Source organism: Mucilaginibacter sp. UYP27, from assembly GCF_040547175.1.
Classification (GTDB): Bacteria; Bacteroidota; Bacteroidia; order Sphingobacteriales; family Sphingobacteriaceae; genus Mucilaginibacter.
The window spans coordinates 532,261-548,226 of the sequence record NZ_JBEPPE010000001.1; the positions used below are offsets into that span (position 1 = coordinate 532,261).

The 15,966-nt window shown below is 43.0% G+C and carries 14 protein-coding genes; 5 read left to right on the top strand and 9 right to left on the bottom strand.

The genetic code is table 11. The annotated features are described in order from the left end of the window. Positions 1–580 precede the first annotated feature (580 nt). The 4 genes from ligD to ABIB39_RS02410 all read right to left on the bottom strand — a co-directional run bounded on the left by ligD (position 581) and on the right by ABIB39_RS02410 (position 5,282). Positions 581–3,328 (bottom strand): DNA ligase D, encoded by a 2,748-nt coding sequence (ligD, locus tag ABIB39_RS02395; protein WP_354427008.1) that lies wholly within the window; start codon positions 3,326–3,328, stop codon positions 581–583. A 10-nt stretch (positions 3,329–3,338) separates the two neighbouring features. After that, positions 3,339–3,512: a DUF3606 domain-containing protein gene (locus ABIB39_RS02400; protein ID WP_354427009.1), complete on the bottom strand. Its 174-nt coding sequence runs from the start codon at positions 3,510–3,512 to the stop codon at positions 3,339–3,341. 83 nt (positions 3,513–3,595) lie between these two features. Then, positions 3,596–3,997 carry a VOC family protein gene (locus ABIB39_RS02405; protein ID WP_354427010.1) on the bottom strand — a complete coding sequence of 134 codons (402 nt, stop codon included), beginning with the start codon at positions 3,995–3,997 and terminating at the stop codon, positions 3,596–3,598. A 94-nt stretch (positions 3,998–4,091) separates the two neighbouring features. Beyond that, positions 4,092–5,282, bottom strand: coding sequence for a threonine synthase (locus tag ABIB39_RS02410; RefSeq protein ID WP_354427011.1), 1,191 nt, complete (start codon positions 5,280–5,282; stop codon positions 4,092–4,094). 160 nt (positions 5,283–5,442) lie between these two features. On the opposite strand from ABIB39_RS02410, the gene ABIB39_RS02415 reads away from it, so the two are divergent. Then, positions 5,443–6,312, top strand: coding sequence for an OmpA/MotB family protein (locus tag ABIB39_RS02415; RefSeq protein ID WP_354427012.1), 870 nt, complete (start codon positions 5,443–5,445; stop codon positions 6,310–6,312). A gap of 189 nt (positions 6,313–6,501) precedes the next feature. Here the strand turns inward: ABIB39_RS02415 and ABIB39_RS02420 are convergent, their stop codons facing one another. Beyond that, positions 6,502–7,764 (bottom strand): MFS transporter, encoded by a 1,263-nt coding sequence (locus ABIB39_RS02420; RefSeq protein ID WP_354427013.1) that lies wholly within the window; start codon positions 7,762–7,764, stop codon positions 6,502–6,504. Positions 7,765–7,953: 189 nt separating this feature from the next. Here ABIB39_RS02420 and ABIB39_RS02425 point away from each other — a divergent pair, with 189 nt between their 5' ends. The 4 genes from ABIB39_RS02425 to ABIB39_RS02440 all read left to right on the top strand — a co-directional run bounded on the left by ABIB39_RS02425 (position 7,954) and on the right by ABIB39_RS02440 (position 12,703). Next, positions 7,954–11,277, top strand: coding sequence for a DUF4175 family protein (locus ABIB39_RS02425; RefSeq protein ID WP_354427014.1), 3,324 nt, complete (start codon positions 7,954–7,956; stop codon positions 11,275–11,277). 1 nt (position 11,278) lies between these two features. Then, positions 11,279–11,698 (top strand): ATP-binding protein, encoded by a 420-nt coding sequence (locus ABIB39_RS02430; RefSeq protein WP_354427015.1) that lies wholly within the window; start codon positions 11,279–11,281, stop codon positions 11,696–11,698. Next, positions 11,698–12,123: an rRNA maturation RNase YbeY gene (gene ybeY / locus ABIB39_RS02435; protein WP_354427016.1), complete on the top strand. Its 426-nt coding sequence runs from the start codon at positions 11,698–11,700 to the stop codon at positions 12,121–12,123. The genes ABIB39_RS02430 and ybeY overlap by 1 nt, the downstream gene beginning before the upstream one ends. 64 nt (positions 12,124–12,187) lie before the next feature. Next, on the top strand, positions 12,188–12,703 hold the full coding sequence (locus ABIB39_RS02440) for a glutathione peroxidase (RefSeq protein WP_354427017.1): 516 nt from the start codon (positions 12,188–12,190) through the stop codon (positions 12,701–12,703). A gap of 53 nt (positions 12,704–12,756) precedes the next feature. Here ABIB39_RS02440 and ABIB39_RS02445 read toward each other — a convergent pair whose 3' ends face one another. The 4 genes from ABIB39_RS02445 to ABIB39_RS02460 all read right to left on the bottom strand — a co-directional run bounded on the left by ABIB39_RS02445 (position 12,757) and on the right by ABIB39_RS02460 (position 15,899). Next, on the bottom strand, positions 12,757–13,551 hold the full coding sequence (locus tag ABIB39_RS02445; RefSeq protein ID WP_354427018.1) for an MlaD family protein: 795 nt from the start codon (positions 13,549–13,551) through the stop codon (positions 12,757–12,759). Further along, the gene (locus ABIB39_RS02450) at positions 13,548–14,330 is read right to left on the bottom strand and encodes an ABC transporter ATP-binding protein (protein WP_354427019.1); all 783 of its coding nucleotides are present in this window, start codon (positions 14,328–14,330) and stop codon (positions 13,548–13,550) included. The genes ABIB39_RS02445 and ABIB39_RS02450 overlap by 4 nt, the downstream gene beginning before the upstream one ends. A gap of 2 nt (positions 14,331–14,332) precedes the next feature. Then, the gene (locus ABIB39_RS02455) at positions 14,333–15,109 is read right to left on the bottom strand and encodes an MlaE family ABC transporter permease (RefSeq protein ID WP_354427020.1); all 777 of its coding nucleotides are present in this window, start codon (positions 15,107–15,109) and stop codon (positions 14,333–14,335) included. 79 nt (positions 15,110–15,188) lie between these two features. Then, complete coding sequence (locus ABIB39_RS02460; protein WP_354427021.1) at positions 15,189–15,899, bottom strand: pirin family protein; 711 nt, start codon at positions 15,897–15,899, stop codon at positions 15,189–15,191. Positions 15,900–15,966: the final 67 nt, after the last annotated feature.

A 15,966-nucleotide genomic window follows, 5' to 3' on the forward strand; every position in this document is an offset into this window, starting at 1 on the left:
GGAGCGATAGCTACGCGGCAATCTCTTGAGGCATAGCAGGCGATTGGGGCTTCGTTAGGAATGGCAGTGAGTAATATGAATCGTTAGTGGATGTTACTTTCTTTTTTGTCGCAAAAAAGAAAGTAACCAAAGAAAAAACACGCGGCTGTACCGCGTCGCTGTTAAAGGGTGTGGTGAGGCGATGCCTGTACTATCCGCAACGCGCTAAGGCCGCATTTAGGAGAGCTAACGTCCGGTTTATCATGCTCGTTGTATAAAAGATTGTCATGCTGAGCTATAGCGAAGCATCTGATCTCCGCCCGCTAAGTCTGCGAGGGAGAGTTCGATAATAGATCCTTCGCTATCGCTCAGGATGACAGAAGGGGGTATTTACTTCACTGGTCGAAGTTTTCAACTTCGACCCAAAATGTAGCAAGCGTTCTGCTTGCATAAGCTAAAGGTTACAATATTTAGGTCCAATTTACGCTGCGCTAAACTTGAACCAGCTATGTGTTTTATGCAAAGTGAGGCGAAGTATCGCGTCTCTACAGGCGTTATTCGTAGAGACGCGATACTTCGCGTCTCTGGTCGAACGCTTCCATTACTTAAATATACTCTGCGCTTTTTTGATCGTTTTTTCCAGATCAATGCCTTCGCCAAGCACACCTTTAAACAGGTCACCTTCTTTCTTAAGGCGAGCAATGGAATTGTGAATGGTAAAATGTTTCATCGTAAGGCCGGGCTTTACCTCGTCCCAGTGCAGCGGCATGGAAACGGTTGCGCCGGGCTTTGGCCGAAGCGAGTACGGGCCTGCAATAGTTGCGCCGGGTCTGTTCTGCAGAAAATCAAGGTACATTTTACCGTTGCGGTTCTTTATCATACGTTCAAGCGAAGTATAATCGGGAATTTGCTCGTGTACAATGTTGACGATCAAACGGGCAAACATCTGCGACTGGTCGTAATCATATTTCGCCGCGAGCGGGATGTAAATATGCATACCCGTTGAGCCGGACGTTTTGCAGTAGCTTGGAACATCTATGGCATCCAGCACTTTTTTTACTTCCTGCGCAGCTTCTATCACCTGGTCGAAAGTATTTTTGTCAGGGTCGAGGTCGATGATGCAATAATCCGGGTTATCCGGCGACTGCACGCGACTGAACCATGGATTCATCTCGATACAACCCAACGATGCCATCCAAAGCAGGGTGGCTTCATCATGCCCTACCAGGTAATCCTTATCCTCGCCATCGCTGGTAGTGTACGGAAAAGTCTTCACCCAATCCGGCGATTTGCCCCGTACATCCTTCTGGTAAAAGCTGGGCCCATGGATGCCATTAGGGAATCGGTTAAGCGATTGCGGCCTGTCTTTCAGATAAGGCAAAATATATTCCGCTACCTGGTAATAATAATTGAACATATCGCGCTTGCTGATGCCATCCTCTGGCCAGTAAATCTTGCTGAGGTGGGTAAACTTTAGGTCGTGCCCGCAGATCTTTTTCACCTGCGTTTCTTCTTTGGGGTTAAGTAGGGTACGCTTAACAGCCTCTTTTGGGGCGGCTACAATTTTACGTTGAGGCTCTTTTTTCTTTTCGGGACGCTGCTCCTCTTCTTCAACAATTTCGTTAGTATCGGCCTCAGTTTCACGCACTACCTCTTTTGCTTTTTTGTCAACCCGCATCCCCTCGAACGATGGATGGCGAAATACGCCGTCGCTGGTTACTTCGGCAAAGCTAACCTCGCAAACCAACTCGGGCTTTAACCAGGTGGCTTTTGCCCTTGGCGGGTTTGGCCTAAAACGCGAGGGCTTGTTTACATCCGGCTCGCTGTTGAACGGCACATTATCTACAATTAATGGCGTAAACATCGCCATCATTTCCTTTTGTAGTTTATCTGAAAAGCCAGTGCCCACTTTGCCAACATACAGGAATTTCCCAGCCTCGTAAACACCCAGCAAAAGCGAACTGAATTGCTTGGCGGTGCCTTCGTTTTTGGTGAAGCCGCCTATCACCACCTCCTGTCGTTTGTTAACCTTTATTTTAAGCCAGTCTTTAGAGCGGTTATCCGGTGCATAGGTACTGCTGCCGCGTTTTGCCATAATACCTTCGAGACCTATTTTGCCGGCGGCTTCAAAAAATTCGGTGCCGTTGGCTTTAAAGGTTTGGCTGATACGCACGCGGTCGTCATCTGTAGGTATCACATCTCGCATAATGGCCTGGCGTTCTACCAGGGGCAGATCCATAAGGTTTTTACCCTCGTACCAAAGAATGTCAAATACATATAGCACCAGTTCACCATCTGCCTCGCTACGCCAGTTTTGTAAGGCGCCAAAGTTTGATACACCTTTATCGTTCAGCACCAAAATCTCACCATCTATAACCACATTTAACCCCCAGGTTTCCAGGAGTTTTTTAAGCGGGTAGTACTTCTCATTAAAATCCTTATTATTGCGTGATAGCAGCTGCACTTCGCCTTTATTGACAAAGCCAAGCGTGCGGTAACCATCCCATTTCACCTCGTAAACCCATTCAGGGTCATCAAAGGGCTCGTTAACTAAGGTCGCTAACATGGGCTTTATGCCGATTGGGATCTTGCCGTTGGGGGCTTTCTTTAAAACGTCCTTGGCATTAATGTCCTTGTTTATCGATGTTTCCTCGGCCTCTTCTTCCAGGTCTGCTATCGGCTCATGAAGTTTTTTTTTAGACACCGACTTCTTCTTTGGCTCTTCTTCTTCTATATCCTGTTCCCCGCCATCTTTCCAAACCTTTTCGCTGGTTTTTTCCATCTTCTCAATGGTTTTTCCGGAGAGGATTGATTTGTCTTTCTTGGTGATATCGGCAGTAGAAGCAAAATCGTCTTTGTGTTTAATAAGCAGCCAGCCGTTCTCGCCCATGCCGTGGGTTTTCACCAGGGCATATTCGCCTTCCAGCTTTTCGCCGTGGAGCTTTATTTTAAGTGAGCCGTCCTTAAGCTGTTTAAGCAGGTGTTTTTCCTGTGCTTTTTTGCCGCCCTTTATTTCTTCGATAGGCTCATAGGTGCCCTCGTCCCAAATAATAACAGTACCGCCGCCATATTCACCTTGGGGGATGATCCCCTCAAAATTGCGATAGTCGAATGGGTGGTCTTCCACCATCATAGCCAGTCGTTTGTTCTTGGGGTCGGTCGAGGGGCCTTTGGGTACGGCCCAGCTTTTTAATACGCCTTCCATCTCCAGCCTAAAATCGTAATGCAGGCGCGATGCATCGTGCTTTTGGATCACGAACATCAGTTTATCTTTATCCTTGCTTCTTCCGGCTTTGGGTTCCGAGGTTTTTGTAAAATCTCGTTTTTCGGCGTATTTCTCCAGGCTCATGACGGTACAATTATTTGTTTAATTGTTTCTGTACGGCTTCAACCGAGGTGCCAGCTGCTTTTACAGCCTCCTTAAGCTCATCTCGGCTCACACCAAATTTTTCGCTCCAATATTGTAATTCGTAATCTTCGTTTACGTTGATCCTGTCTCTGTCCGGGCTACCTGTATTCTGTTTGTTATCCATAACTTATTATATTTAGTTAACAAGTAAACAGGCGTTTACAACAAATGGTTTTGAAAATAAATTAATTAGAAATTAACCAGCCGCTATTGGGCGGAGGTTGGATCAAGTACAGAAAGGAAGTTACCGGCAGGGTCCTTAAACCAGGCGATGGTTGGGCCTCCGTTGCCTTTGGCTACGCCATGTTCATCCGTTTTTAGGTATTCGCTATCATAGATCTCAAATTTTACGCCTCGGGCAGTTAACTCCTTTACGGTTGCCTCCACATCCTTAACCGGGAAGTTTAAAATGGTGTAAGTAGCCGGCTGATGGTTGGGTTTTTTGTACACCAAAATGTTGTTTTGGTTACCCTCGATATGGATAGTAACCATGCCGCCCATGTCCTCAGTCTTCTCAACTTGCAGGCCCAACACTTCGCCGTAAAATTGGTAAGCGGCATCAATATCATTGACAGAAAATCCGCTGAACGCTTTTGAATCTTTTAACATGCTGCTTGTTTTAATTGGTTTTTACAGTACAAAAATGTAGCCAAATGAAACCTATCAGGGTCGTTTTTGGGTGAAAAAGAGGCTTTCTGGTGATTTAGATTACTATATTTTCCAGGTATTTGTACCCACTCCCGGTGTTTACCAAAACAATGTTTTCGCCGGGCTTTATCCAGTTAGTTGCTTTTAATTTTTTATAGGCCTGCCATAGGGCGGCGCCTTCAGGTGCTATCAGCATACCCTCGTGGCGGGCAACTTCTTTTATGCCCTCATTCATTTCTATATCGTTAATGGTAAGCGCCGTACCCTTGCTATCGCGCAGCACTTGCAATATTATTTTATCGGCAAATGATTTTGGCACCCGCAAGCCATTAGCAATGGTAAATCCGCCATCAACAAATTCTGCACTATAATGTCCTGATTTAAAAGCGGTTACAATGCCGTCGCAGCTTTCAGATTGCACAGCTACCATTCTTGGGCGTTTGCTGCCTATCCACCCCAACTGTTCTAACTCATCAAATGCCTTCCAAATGCCAATCAGGCCTGTTCCACCACCTGTAGGGTAAAATACTACGTCGGGAAGCTGCCAACCAAACTGCTCGGCAATTTCAAAGCCCATCGTTTTTTTACCTTCTAAACGATAGGGTTCTTTGAGGGTGGAGATCTGAAACCAGCCGTATTCGGCAACACCGTCGGCAACCAATTTACCACAATCGGCAATGTTACCATCAACCTCAACCAGTTCCGCACCATATAAGCGGCATTCATCTTTAAATACCTGCGGGGTAAGTTTAGGCATGTACACAATAGCTTTTACGCCTGCGCGTGCGCCGTAGGCTGCTAACGCACCACCTGCGTTACCTGCTGTTGGGGTTGCTATAATTTTTATACCCAATTCTTTGGCTTTTGATACCGCCATGCCAATGCCACGCGCTTTGAACGACCCTGTAGGGTTACCGGCTTCATTTTTCCAGTAAACCTGATTACCTGTAGTATGGTTAGTAAGGTTTTTAACAGGGATAATGGGCGTAAATCCCTCGCCCATGGTCACAATATTTTTATCATCAATAACCGGCAACAACTCCCGGTAACGCCACATACTGGCCGGGCGATTTTTCAAGATAGCTTTATCAAGCGGCTGATTTAGATCGTATTGCGCAAAAAGCGTACTGTTGCATCCATCATTTACACAAAAAGTATTTTGTTGCGATGCATCATACATCGCGCCACATGCCGGGCATTTTAAATTTGTTAATCTGGATTGTCCGGATATTGCTGTGCTTATCATTGCCTCTATTATAGATTGCCAAGGTATCAACAACCCTATGCATCCACAAATATTTAGCGATAATGTTATAACGATGTGAGTAACTGTGGCAATCAAAACTTTATTACTCCTAATTCGTTTAGAGTTAGACAATTAAATTTTTTTACTAATTTTTACATTTATGAAATTCCGAATATTGATACCCTCGCTATTTATAATGGCAGTGGTAGCCTCCAGCTGTGTGAGCAGCAAAAAGTACAAAGAACTACAAGCCAACTACGATAAGCTTGACAGCAATACCCGCGAAATGAAAGGCCGTTACCTGCTCACCGAGCGTAACCTTGGCCTTGCAAAAGAACGTGTTAAAAGCCTTGATGAACAATTAGCGTCAGAACGAGCTAACAACAAACAATTACAATCGGCCCTTGACAAATGTTTAACCTCAAGTGGGCAGGGTAACTTAAATATCTCTAAACTGGTCGACGAAATAAACAGCTCTAACAAATACATTCAACAATTGGTTAATGCCAAAAACAAAAGCGATTCGCTTAACATGGTGCTTACCAATAACCTAACCCGTTCGTTAAGCCAATCGGAAACACAAGATGTTGACGTTAAAGTATTAAAGGGCGTGGTTTATATTTCTCTTGCTGATAACATGCTTTATAAATCCGGCAGTTATGACCTGACGGATAAAGCAGGTACAACCCTAAGCAAAATTGCAAAGATTATTAAAGATTACTCAAATTACGATGTATTAATAGAAGGTAATACAGATAATGTACCTATTACCATGAAAAACATTCGTAACAACTGGGACCTGAGTGCTTTAAGGGCATCGTCAGTAGTGCTTGCTTTGCAAAACACTTACCAAGTAGATCCTAAACGTTTAACCGCAGGTGGCCGTGGCGAGTATAATCCAATTGCGGATAACAACACGCCAACCGGCAAAGCCCAAAACAGGCGCACGCAAATAATTATCACCCCTAAACTTGATCAGTTTATGGACCTGATAGGTAAAGCCCCTGAAACTGCCCCGGTAAAACAATAAGTTTAAACTTCCTTATTGAAAGGCCCGCTCAAATGAGCGGGCCTTTTTGGTTTTGTTAGATTAGATCAAATCAAACGCCCTTGCATATTGCATCAATCGTAAGTGTCTGCCTTTAGTTCTTTTTGTAATTTTACGATGTGTTCGGCAGTGGTGACGCTGACACCCCGTTAAATTATGTTATTTTAAGGGTTAAACTGCGGCCCGCAGGTGGTGTTCTTCAACAGCCATCACGTTATCTTTCTGTCTCAGTTTTTCTTTACGCTGATAGCGGAAGTGCAACAAGCCAATTAGCAGCGCGGCGACACCTTCCAGCAAAATAGTATCGGGCGCGCCTATCCATTTAGATACCGATCCAACCAACAGGCCACCAATTGGTTGTAAGCCAAAAAACGCCATCGCATAAAAACTGATCACCCTTCCGCGAATGCCAGGCTCAACTGTTGTTTGTATTAGGGTATTACTGATGGTGATCTGTGACATCATGCCGAAACCCGCTATGGTTGCAAATACCAGCGCAAGCCAATAAGTGTTTTCGTGCGAGAACAACGCCAGGCCAATACCAAACACTAGCGTGTTGATGCTCAAGATCTTTTTCAAATTACTTCCTGCCTTAAGCGATGCCAGGAATATAGCCCCGGTAAATGCGCCGAGGCCAATAACGCTATCAATCACCCCGAATGTTGTGGCATTCCCTTTAAAAACCTCACGGGCATAGTATGGTATCAATGTGCTAAATGGCAATACCAGCAGGCTTATTAACCCAAGCATCAATATCACAAATGAAATGGATGGCGTGGCTTTTAAATAAGCGAACCCTTCCCGCAACTCGCCAAATACATTTTTCTTATGTTCCATTTTCACATATTTGGGTAGACGCATTAATAGTAACGATCCGATAACCGCTATAAAGCTTCCTGCATTTAGCGCGAAGCAAAACCCATCGCCCCAATACTCTAATATAAAGCCGGCGATGCCGGGGCCAATTAATCGCGATAGGTTTACCATGGATGAATTGAGGGCAAGCGCGTTAGACAAGTCATTTTTATCCTCGATCATTTCATAAACCAATGATTGCCTGGCGGGCACGTCGAACGCGTTAATAATGCCGAGCACAACGCTTAATGCCAATATCTCCCAAACTTCGTAATGTTTTAGCAACACCAATACAGTAAGGATGGTGGCCTGTATCATGGAGGCAACCTGCGTGGATAATAGTACCCTAAAACGGTTGTACCTATCTGATACCACTCCGCCAAAAAGCGACAATAAAAATGACGGAAACTGGCTAGCGAAAAGTGTAACGCCCAGCATAAATGTGGAATGGGTAAGCGAGTAGATAACCCAGCTTACTGCTGTTTTCTGCATCCACGTACCAATAAGCGATACGGATTGACCTGCAAAGTATAAACGGTAGTTGCGGCTCCGGAATGCCTTAAAGGTGGTGATATTCATTGTATATAAATTCAACGACAATAATTATCCGCTAATTGTTTCCCGCCGGCTATATAATAATTAAATTACCGTAACATGGCATTAATTGCATTGTATATAAAAACACAGGCATTATATAAAATATGCCCTGCGTATCAATTAATACGTTATTTTCGTTTTTATTGCTTATGCTGGCAGCTTATCCAAACTATGACCTCGGCCGAAAACTATGATTTGTTGATCGAAAAGATCAACACCTTTATCCGTAAGTACCATTATAACAACCTGCTGCGCGGATTGATATTTTTGGGCGCGGGTATATTTTCGGCCTATGTGGTTATAACGTTGCTGGAATACTTCGGGAATTTTAACACTACACTACGTACCATCCTGTTCTATTTTTTTATCCTGCTGAATATTGGCTTAGTTATCTGGCTGGTGTTACCTCCGCTTTTAGCGCGCCTTAAATTGGGCAAAACCTTAACGCACGACCAAGCCGCCGAAATAATAGGGCAACATTTTAATGATGTGCATGACAAGTTGCTGAATACCCTTCAGCTAAAAAAGCAATCCGCTGAAAACGCTGAAAACCGCGATCTTCTGGAGGCCAGCATCAACCAAAAAATAGAAACATTAAAGCCCGTAAGCTTTCCATCAGCGGTAAACATTCGCGAGAATAGTAAATACCTTAAGTGGGTTATGCCTCCTGCGGCCGTAATTTGCATTATCGCTTTTGCAGCGCCATCTGTTTTAACAGAGAGTACCAAAAGGCTTATTCGTCATAACGAATATTTTGCACCTGTTGCCCCGTTCCAATTTGTGCTTTTGAATAAGAATTTATCTGCATTACAGGGCGAAGATTACAAACTCGACCTTAAACTTACCGGCGATAAACTACCTAATGAGATTTATATAGAAACAGCAAACAATACGTTTAAACTTGATAAAGAGAACATCAGCCGCTTCCAATACCTGTTTACCAACCTGCAGCAAAACACTTCGTTTAAATTAGTTGGTAATGGATTTAGCTCGGCACCATACGAGATAAAGGTTAACCTAAAACCGGTATTACTACACTTTGACGCCGATTTAACGTACCCTACTTACCTCCACAAAAAGAATGAAATCATTGCCAATGCCGGCGACCTTACCCTCCCCGCCGGGACTGTGGTAAACTGGAAATTTCATACGCAAAATGCTTCCTCGCTTTTGTTTAAAATAGATGGCACTAATACTCCCATCCCACCAACAAATAGCAACCTATTTGAACACCGAGAGCGCATCTTAAAAAACACAGCCTATAACGTTAGTCCGTTAAATAATAACGTTCGGCGTAGCGACTCTGCAAGTTACCGTATCAATGTAATTGCGGATGAAGCACCCGCAATAGAAGTGCAGGAAAGACCGGATTCGGTAAGTATGAAGGCATTTTATTTTAACGGCCGCATCCAGGACGACCATGGCTTTTCGTCATTAATATTCCATTATAAAGTTGGTGAAAAAGGGTCAGAAAAAGCTGTAAACAAACCGGTTAAGGCAGATTTGTCAGCTACCCAATCCAATTTCTTTTATTTCTGGGACTTAAAGGAACTGGGCATCCGTCCCGGCGACCAGGTTACCTATTATTTTGAAGTTGCCGATAATGACGGTGTTGCCGGCCCTAAAAAAGCACGCACGCCAGTGAAAACCTTGAACGTTCCTGATGCCGCTCAACTAACTGAAGAGTTGAACAAAGGATCTAATGCAGTAAAAGAAAAAATGCAGTCGGCAGTGAAATTGGCCGCGCAGATTGAGAAAAGCGCACAAAAGCTGAATCAAGCGCTATTGGATAAGAACGCCCTTTCATTCGATGAGAAAAAGCAGGTAGAAGAGCTTTTGCAAAAACGCAAGGATCTGGATGAGTTGGTTAAAGATATCCAGGCCGAAAACAAAAAGAACCTTTACAATCGACAAGAAAACCAACAGCAAACCCAGGAGCTGATGGACATGCAAAAGCAGATAGAAAACCTGTTTAATAATGTGCTGGATGATAAGACCAAAGAAATGCTGCAACGATTGCAACAAATGTTACAGGAGAGCCAAAAAGATAGCACACGCGACGAGTTGTCTAAAATGCAGATGGACAATAAATCACTAAAAAAAGAACTTGACCGCATACTGGAATTATACAAAAAACTTGATTTTGAGCAGAGGCTTAATCAAAATATCAACCAGCTAAACCAACTGGCGCAAGATCAGCAAAAACTATCTGACCAAACACGGAAGGCGGGCAATAACGACAAAGACCTGCAACAGCAAGATAAACTGAACAACCAGTTTGATAACGTCAAGAAACAACTGGACGACCTTCAAAAAGAGAACGAAAAGAACGGTGGTAAGCAGGACTTTAAAAACCCTGAGGCCGAAAAGCAAGCGATAGATGAACAGATGAGTAAAAGTTTGGACGCGTTGAAAAAGAACAGTCGCCCGCAAGCGTCAAAATCCCAACAGCAAGCTGCCAAACAAATGAAGCAACTGGCCGATAAATTACAAAATGATGAAAGCGAAGGGCAGGATAGCGAAAATGCTGTGGATGCACGCCAACTGCGCGAGTTATTAAAATCGCTGGTGAACAGTTCCTTCGCCCAAGAAAAAATAATGCAGCAATTACGCAACACCAGCCCAACCGATCCGGCTTACATTGCATTGGCTCAAAAACAAAAAGATGTTAAAGATAATTTAAAAACGGCCGAGGATAGTTTGTACTCGCTTAGCCGCCGCATTCCACAGATCCAGTCGACTGTTAATAAAGAAATTGCCGGCATTAATGAGCAAATAGACCAATCTTTAGATAATTTAGGCGAACGAAAAACGCCCGAGGCCATGCGTAACCAGCAGTTTGCAATGACCAGTATGAACAATTTGGCACTGATGTTGAGTGAAGCGCTTAACCAATTGCAAAAACAGCAAAGCAAAAGCGGTAAGGGCAAAGGCAAACAACCGTCGATACCGCAATTGAGCAAGATGCAACAGCAGCTCAACCAAAATATGCAGAAGGCGCGCGAGCAAATGCAAAAGGCAGGTAATCCTCAGCAGGGCAAAAGCGGCCAGCAAGGGCAGCAAGGCATGAGCGAGCAGTTTGCCAAAATGGCGCGCGAGCAGCAAATGATAAGGCAAACACTGCAGCAGATAAATAAGGAAAACAATAAAGACGGGACCAACGGTTTGGGAAATTTGGATAAAATTTCAAAAGAAATGGAACAAACTGAGAACGATCTCGTAAACAAGAAAATTACAAATGAAGCGTTAAAAAGGCAAGAGCAAATAAAAACGCGTTTACTTGAGGCCGAGAAAGCGGAGCAAGAGAGAGAGCAGGACCAAAAAAGAGAGAGCCGGGCGGCAAGTAATATGCCGCCGGGGTATATTAAAGCTTTGCAGGACTATGAACAAGTTAAAACAAAGCAAACGGAACAAATAAAAACCGTACCTGCGGCGCTCAACTTGTATTACAGGCAAAAAATTAAAAAATACTTTGATCAACTTAATGGAAAATGATATGGCACAGGCAAATGTTCACACGGAACTTTATACCTTACAACTTCCTTCGAAATACGAAAGCATCACACCGCTGGAGACTTTGATTGAAGAAGTGGCGGATAAATATAACGTAGCAGAGGACGTATTCGCCAACATGATGACCTGCCTCAATGAGGCGGTTATTAACGCTATTATACACGGCAATAAATTAGATCCAAATAAAACTGTTTTTGTGAATGTTGAGGTTGATGGCAAACGCATCATCTGGACAGTTACCGATGAGGGTGCAGGTTTCGACTATAATAACCTTGCCGACCCAACAGCTGCAGATCGCTTGGAAGAGCTAACCGGCCGTGGCGTATTTATACTAAAACACCTTGCCGACCAGTGTATATTTAACGCAAGTGGTAACGAGGTTGAACTACACTTTAAGATATAATGCCCGCAATTACTTTCCATGAGGAAGACATCAAATATAAATTAAAAAATAAAACTGCGGTTCGTAAATGGATCACCAACACCATTGTTGCAGAAGGACACAAGCTGAGCGAGCTTACCTATATTTTTTGTTCTGACAACTACCTGCTTAAGATTAATCAAGAATACCTCGATCATGACACCTATACAGATATTATCACCTTTGATAATTCGGAAGAGGATGGGATAATAGTAGGAGATATTTTTATTTCTATAGAGCGCATTAAAGAGAATGCCGCCAAGTTTGGCGTTACCGCCGAACAGGAATTGCATCGTGTTATCATACATGGAACCTTACACTTATTAGGGTACCCTGATAAAACCCCTGCCGCTAAGAAAAAAATGACGCAGAAAGAGGATTTCTATTTGGATAAAAGAGGTTTTTAATACCTAATTTTACATCCATAAATCAATATCCCTCTTAAATTATTCATCTTCAAATAAATAAACCATGAAATTACTGACATTAATCTGTGCTATGATGTTCATCACGTCTGCGCCCGCACCGCTTTATAGTTTTAAACTAAAAACTATCGATGGTAATGATTTTTCTTTATCTAAGTATAAAGGGAAAAAATTGCTTATTGTTAACACCGCATCAAAATGTGGCTTTACCCCACAATATGCCGAGCTGCAAAAACTTGCAGACCAGTACAAAGACAAGGTTGTTGTTGTTGGTTTCCCTGCAAACAACTTTGGCGGACAGGAGCCTGGTACCAACGCGGATGTTAAAGAGTTTTGTCAGAAAAACTTTGGTGTTACGTTCCCATTAAGTTCAAAAGTGAGTGTTAAGGGTGATGATATCGCTCCAATATTTGCTTACTTAACCAAAGAAGCTAACCCTGATTTTATCGGCGAAATTAAATGGAATTTTGAGAAATTCCTTATAGACGAGAACGGCAAACTAATACACCGCTACCGCTCTACAACAAAACCGTTATCTGACGAGATAACAAAAGCATTATAACAAAAAGGGGAAGCTTAATTAACTTCCCCTTTTTACTTCCTTATCTGTCATTCTTAATTATCGTCCTTCTTTTTGGCGGCGTCTTTAGCTGCTTTTTCTTTGGCTTTAATAGCTTCTTCCTGTACTTTTTTAATTGAATCTTGTTTGGCTTTTGCGGCTTTCTTTTTCTTATTAAAGAAGCCTTTTAATAAAAAGTTGCTTTGCGCAGCTTTTAAATCCTCATTTAACGTAGCCGTGGTGGCATGTACGCCTTTCATAGTGGTTTTAGCCTGATTTACCGTGCCTTCCAAGTCTCTTGCTATCTTATCATTATTTAACAGCCGGCCGATACTCCCTTTACCGCTATTCACTTTGGCTACAATTTGCGACAGGTCGCTGGTAAGGCTTTCAGCATTATCTGCTACTTTGGTAAGCTTGTTAATTATCTTGTCTACATCTACAGGGTTAACGGAATTTAGTTCCTTGCCTTCGCTTATTTCTGTCTGGCTGGTAATCCCGCCGGGAGCGATAACAACCAGCTTATCGCCCATCAAACCGTCGCTGCCGATGCTCATCTTCGAGTCGGTTTTAATGAATTTTCTTACGGAGTTATTCAGCGTAAGGTCAACCCTTACCGAGCTATCGGTCACGATGTTTATGGCCTCAACCACACCCACGTTTATACCTGCAAAACGCACGTTGTTACCAACGGTAAGCCCGCTAACGTTCTTAAACGTACCATAAACTTTAAAGGTGGAACTAAATAAGCTTTTTTGGTTCCCGATGTAAAAAACGGCCAGGAACAATACGGCCAGCCCTACTATGGTAAAAGCACCAATTCTTACTTTTTGTGATGATGTGGTTTTCATGTTGTTTCGTTAAAAAATGACTTTACCAATTCGTCTTTTGAGTTTTTTAGCTCATCAAACGAGCCCTCGGCTATATATGTACCCTCATTCATAATTACAACACGGTCGGCAGTAATTTTTGCGCACTCCATGTCATGGGTTATAATGATGGATGATGTTTTATACTTTTTTTGCATGTTAAGGATCAACTCGCTTATCTCACGGGAAGTAATGGGATCTAATCCGGTAGTCGGTTCGTCGTAAAGCATAATTTCAGGCCGTACGATCATCGTTCTCGCTAATCCCGCACGTTTACGCATCCCTCCGGACAAATCTGAAGGTAGCTTATCTATCGCGTCCGAGAGGCCCACGCCATCCAAAGCTTCTTCGACACGTTTGTCTAATTCTGCCTGGTCGGTAATTTTCAGGATCCGCGTTAGCGGAAATTCCAAATTATCGCGCACGGTCATAGAATCATATAATGCCCCGCTCTGGAACAGGAAACCTACCTTGGTACGAAGTTCCTTTAGCCGCTCTTCGTTCATTTCAGCAACATCCTCTCCAAAAACGGTAACTTTGCCTGTATCCGGCGTAAGCAACCCAACAATGCATTGTATAGTAACTGACTTTCCCTGGCCCGATTTACCAAGCACAACAATATTTTCACCGCGTTTTAGCTGTAGAGTAATATCTGTAAGCACATCCTTTGTTCCGAAAGATTTTGAGATGTGATCGATATCTACCACCACTTCGCCAGTAGTTTTATCCATGTCGGTCTTACTTTGTTTTATTTCTTCCATGGTTACCTGTAAAATAATAAGCTGGTTATCTGCACCGCAACGGCATCTATTACAAAGATCCATAAAGAAGCAGTCACTACGGCTGAATTTGCCGCAATACCCACGCTCTCGGTACCTTTGTTAGAGTTATATCCTTTGTAGCATCCCACAAAACCTATAGCAAAACCAAAGAACATTGTTTTAACCACGGCGGGTAAAAAATCTATAAATTCAAGGGAAGAAATACATTTATGGAAGTACAACGTAAAGCTGATATCGTCGGTAAAATTAAGGGCTAAAAATCCACCAAAAAGGCCAATTGCATCACCAATAACAGTCAGTAAAGGAACCATCAGTGTGGTCGCTAATATGCGGGTAACAACCAGGTATTGTAACGGGTTTGCACCCGAAACCTCCATGGCGTCAATCTGCTCGGTAACCTTCATGCTACCCAGCTCGGCACCTATTCCGGATGCTACTTTGCCTGCGCATATAATGGCGATAATAACCGGCCCTATCTCGCGGATAAACGATACCGCGAGGGTTTTTGGAAGCATGCTTTCGGCGCCCATTTCTAACATAGACGGCCTAAGTTGTAATATGAGTACCAGCCCCATAATAAAAGAGGTGATACCAACCAGCATCATAGAGCGATAACCTATTTCATAGCATTGGCGCACAAATTCCGACCATTCAAAACCGCCCCTAAAAATATTGCGGAAAAAGCTTTTAAAGAACACACCCTGTTCCCCAACGCCTTCCAGCCATTTTTTGTACCCGGTAATTGCCTGTTCTGCCATAAGTTATTAATTACTTGCCCGTTATAAACAAAGTATTGGTCAAATGTTTTAGGCTACCGAAATTTTATTCTGATGTTTATCAGCTCATCGGTACTTCTATGATCAATACTTTGCTTTGGCTATTGGTTTCTATTGTAAATTCTTCTGTATCGTAAACGCCAATTGCATCCCTTTTGTTTAGAGCCTTGCCCGCAATGTTTACAGAACCTTCTAACAAGAACACATAAGCGCCGTTTCCGGGTGTTTTGATTATATAATTTAACTGTTGCCCCGCATCAAAATTACCCTGGGAGAATGTGGTATCCTGGTTTAACCATAATGTGTCATCACCTTTAACAGGTGATATTAACGTTGTTAGCTGGTTTTGTATAAACTTATCGCCAAAATTCTTTTGATCGTATCGTGGTGCGATGTTTCGTACTTTGGGGAAGACCCAGATCTGTAATGATAACGTATCTTCGGTTTCTGAAGGGTTGTACTCGGAGTGAAAAACGCCCGTACCTGCCGACATTACCTGCACATCGCCAGCTTTGATGATGCCTTTATTGCCCATGCTGTCCTGATGTTCTAAAGCCCCTTCCAATACAATGGTAGTAATCTCCATATTATCGTGAGGGTGTCGGCCAAAGCCATTTCCACGTGCAATAAAGTCGTCATTTAACACCCTTAAAACACCAAAATTCGTCTTTTTTTTGTCCTGGTATGGGCCAAAGCTGAACGAAAAATTAGCTTTCAACCACCCTATATCGTTATAACCCCTGTCGCCCGCGGCGTGAAATATTGTTTTCATTTTTATGATTTATAAGAAGTAAAATACGTCCTATTGTAATTAAATATATGTTTAAACACTCAATATC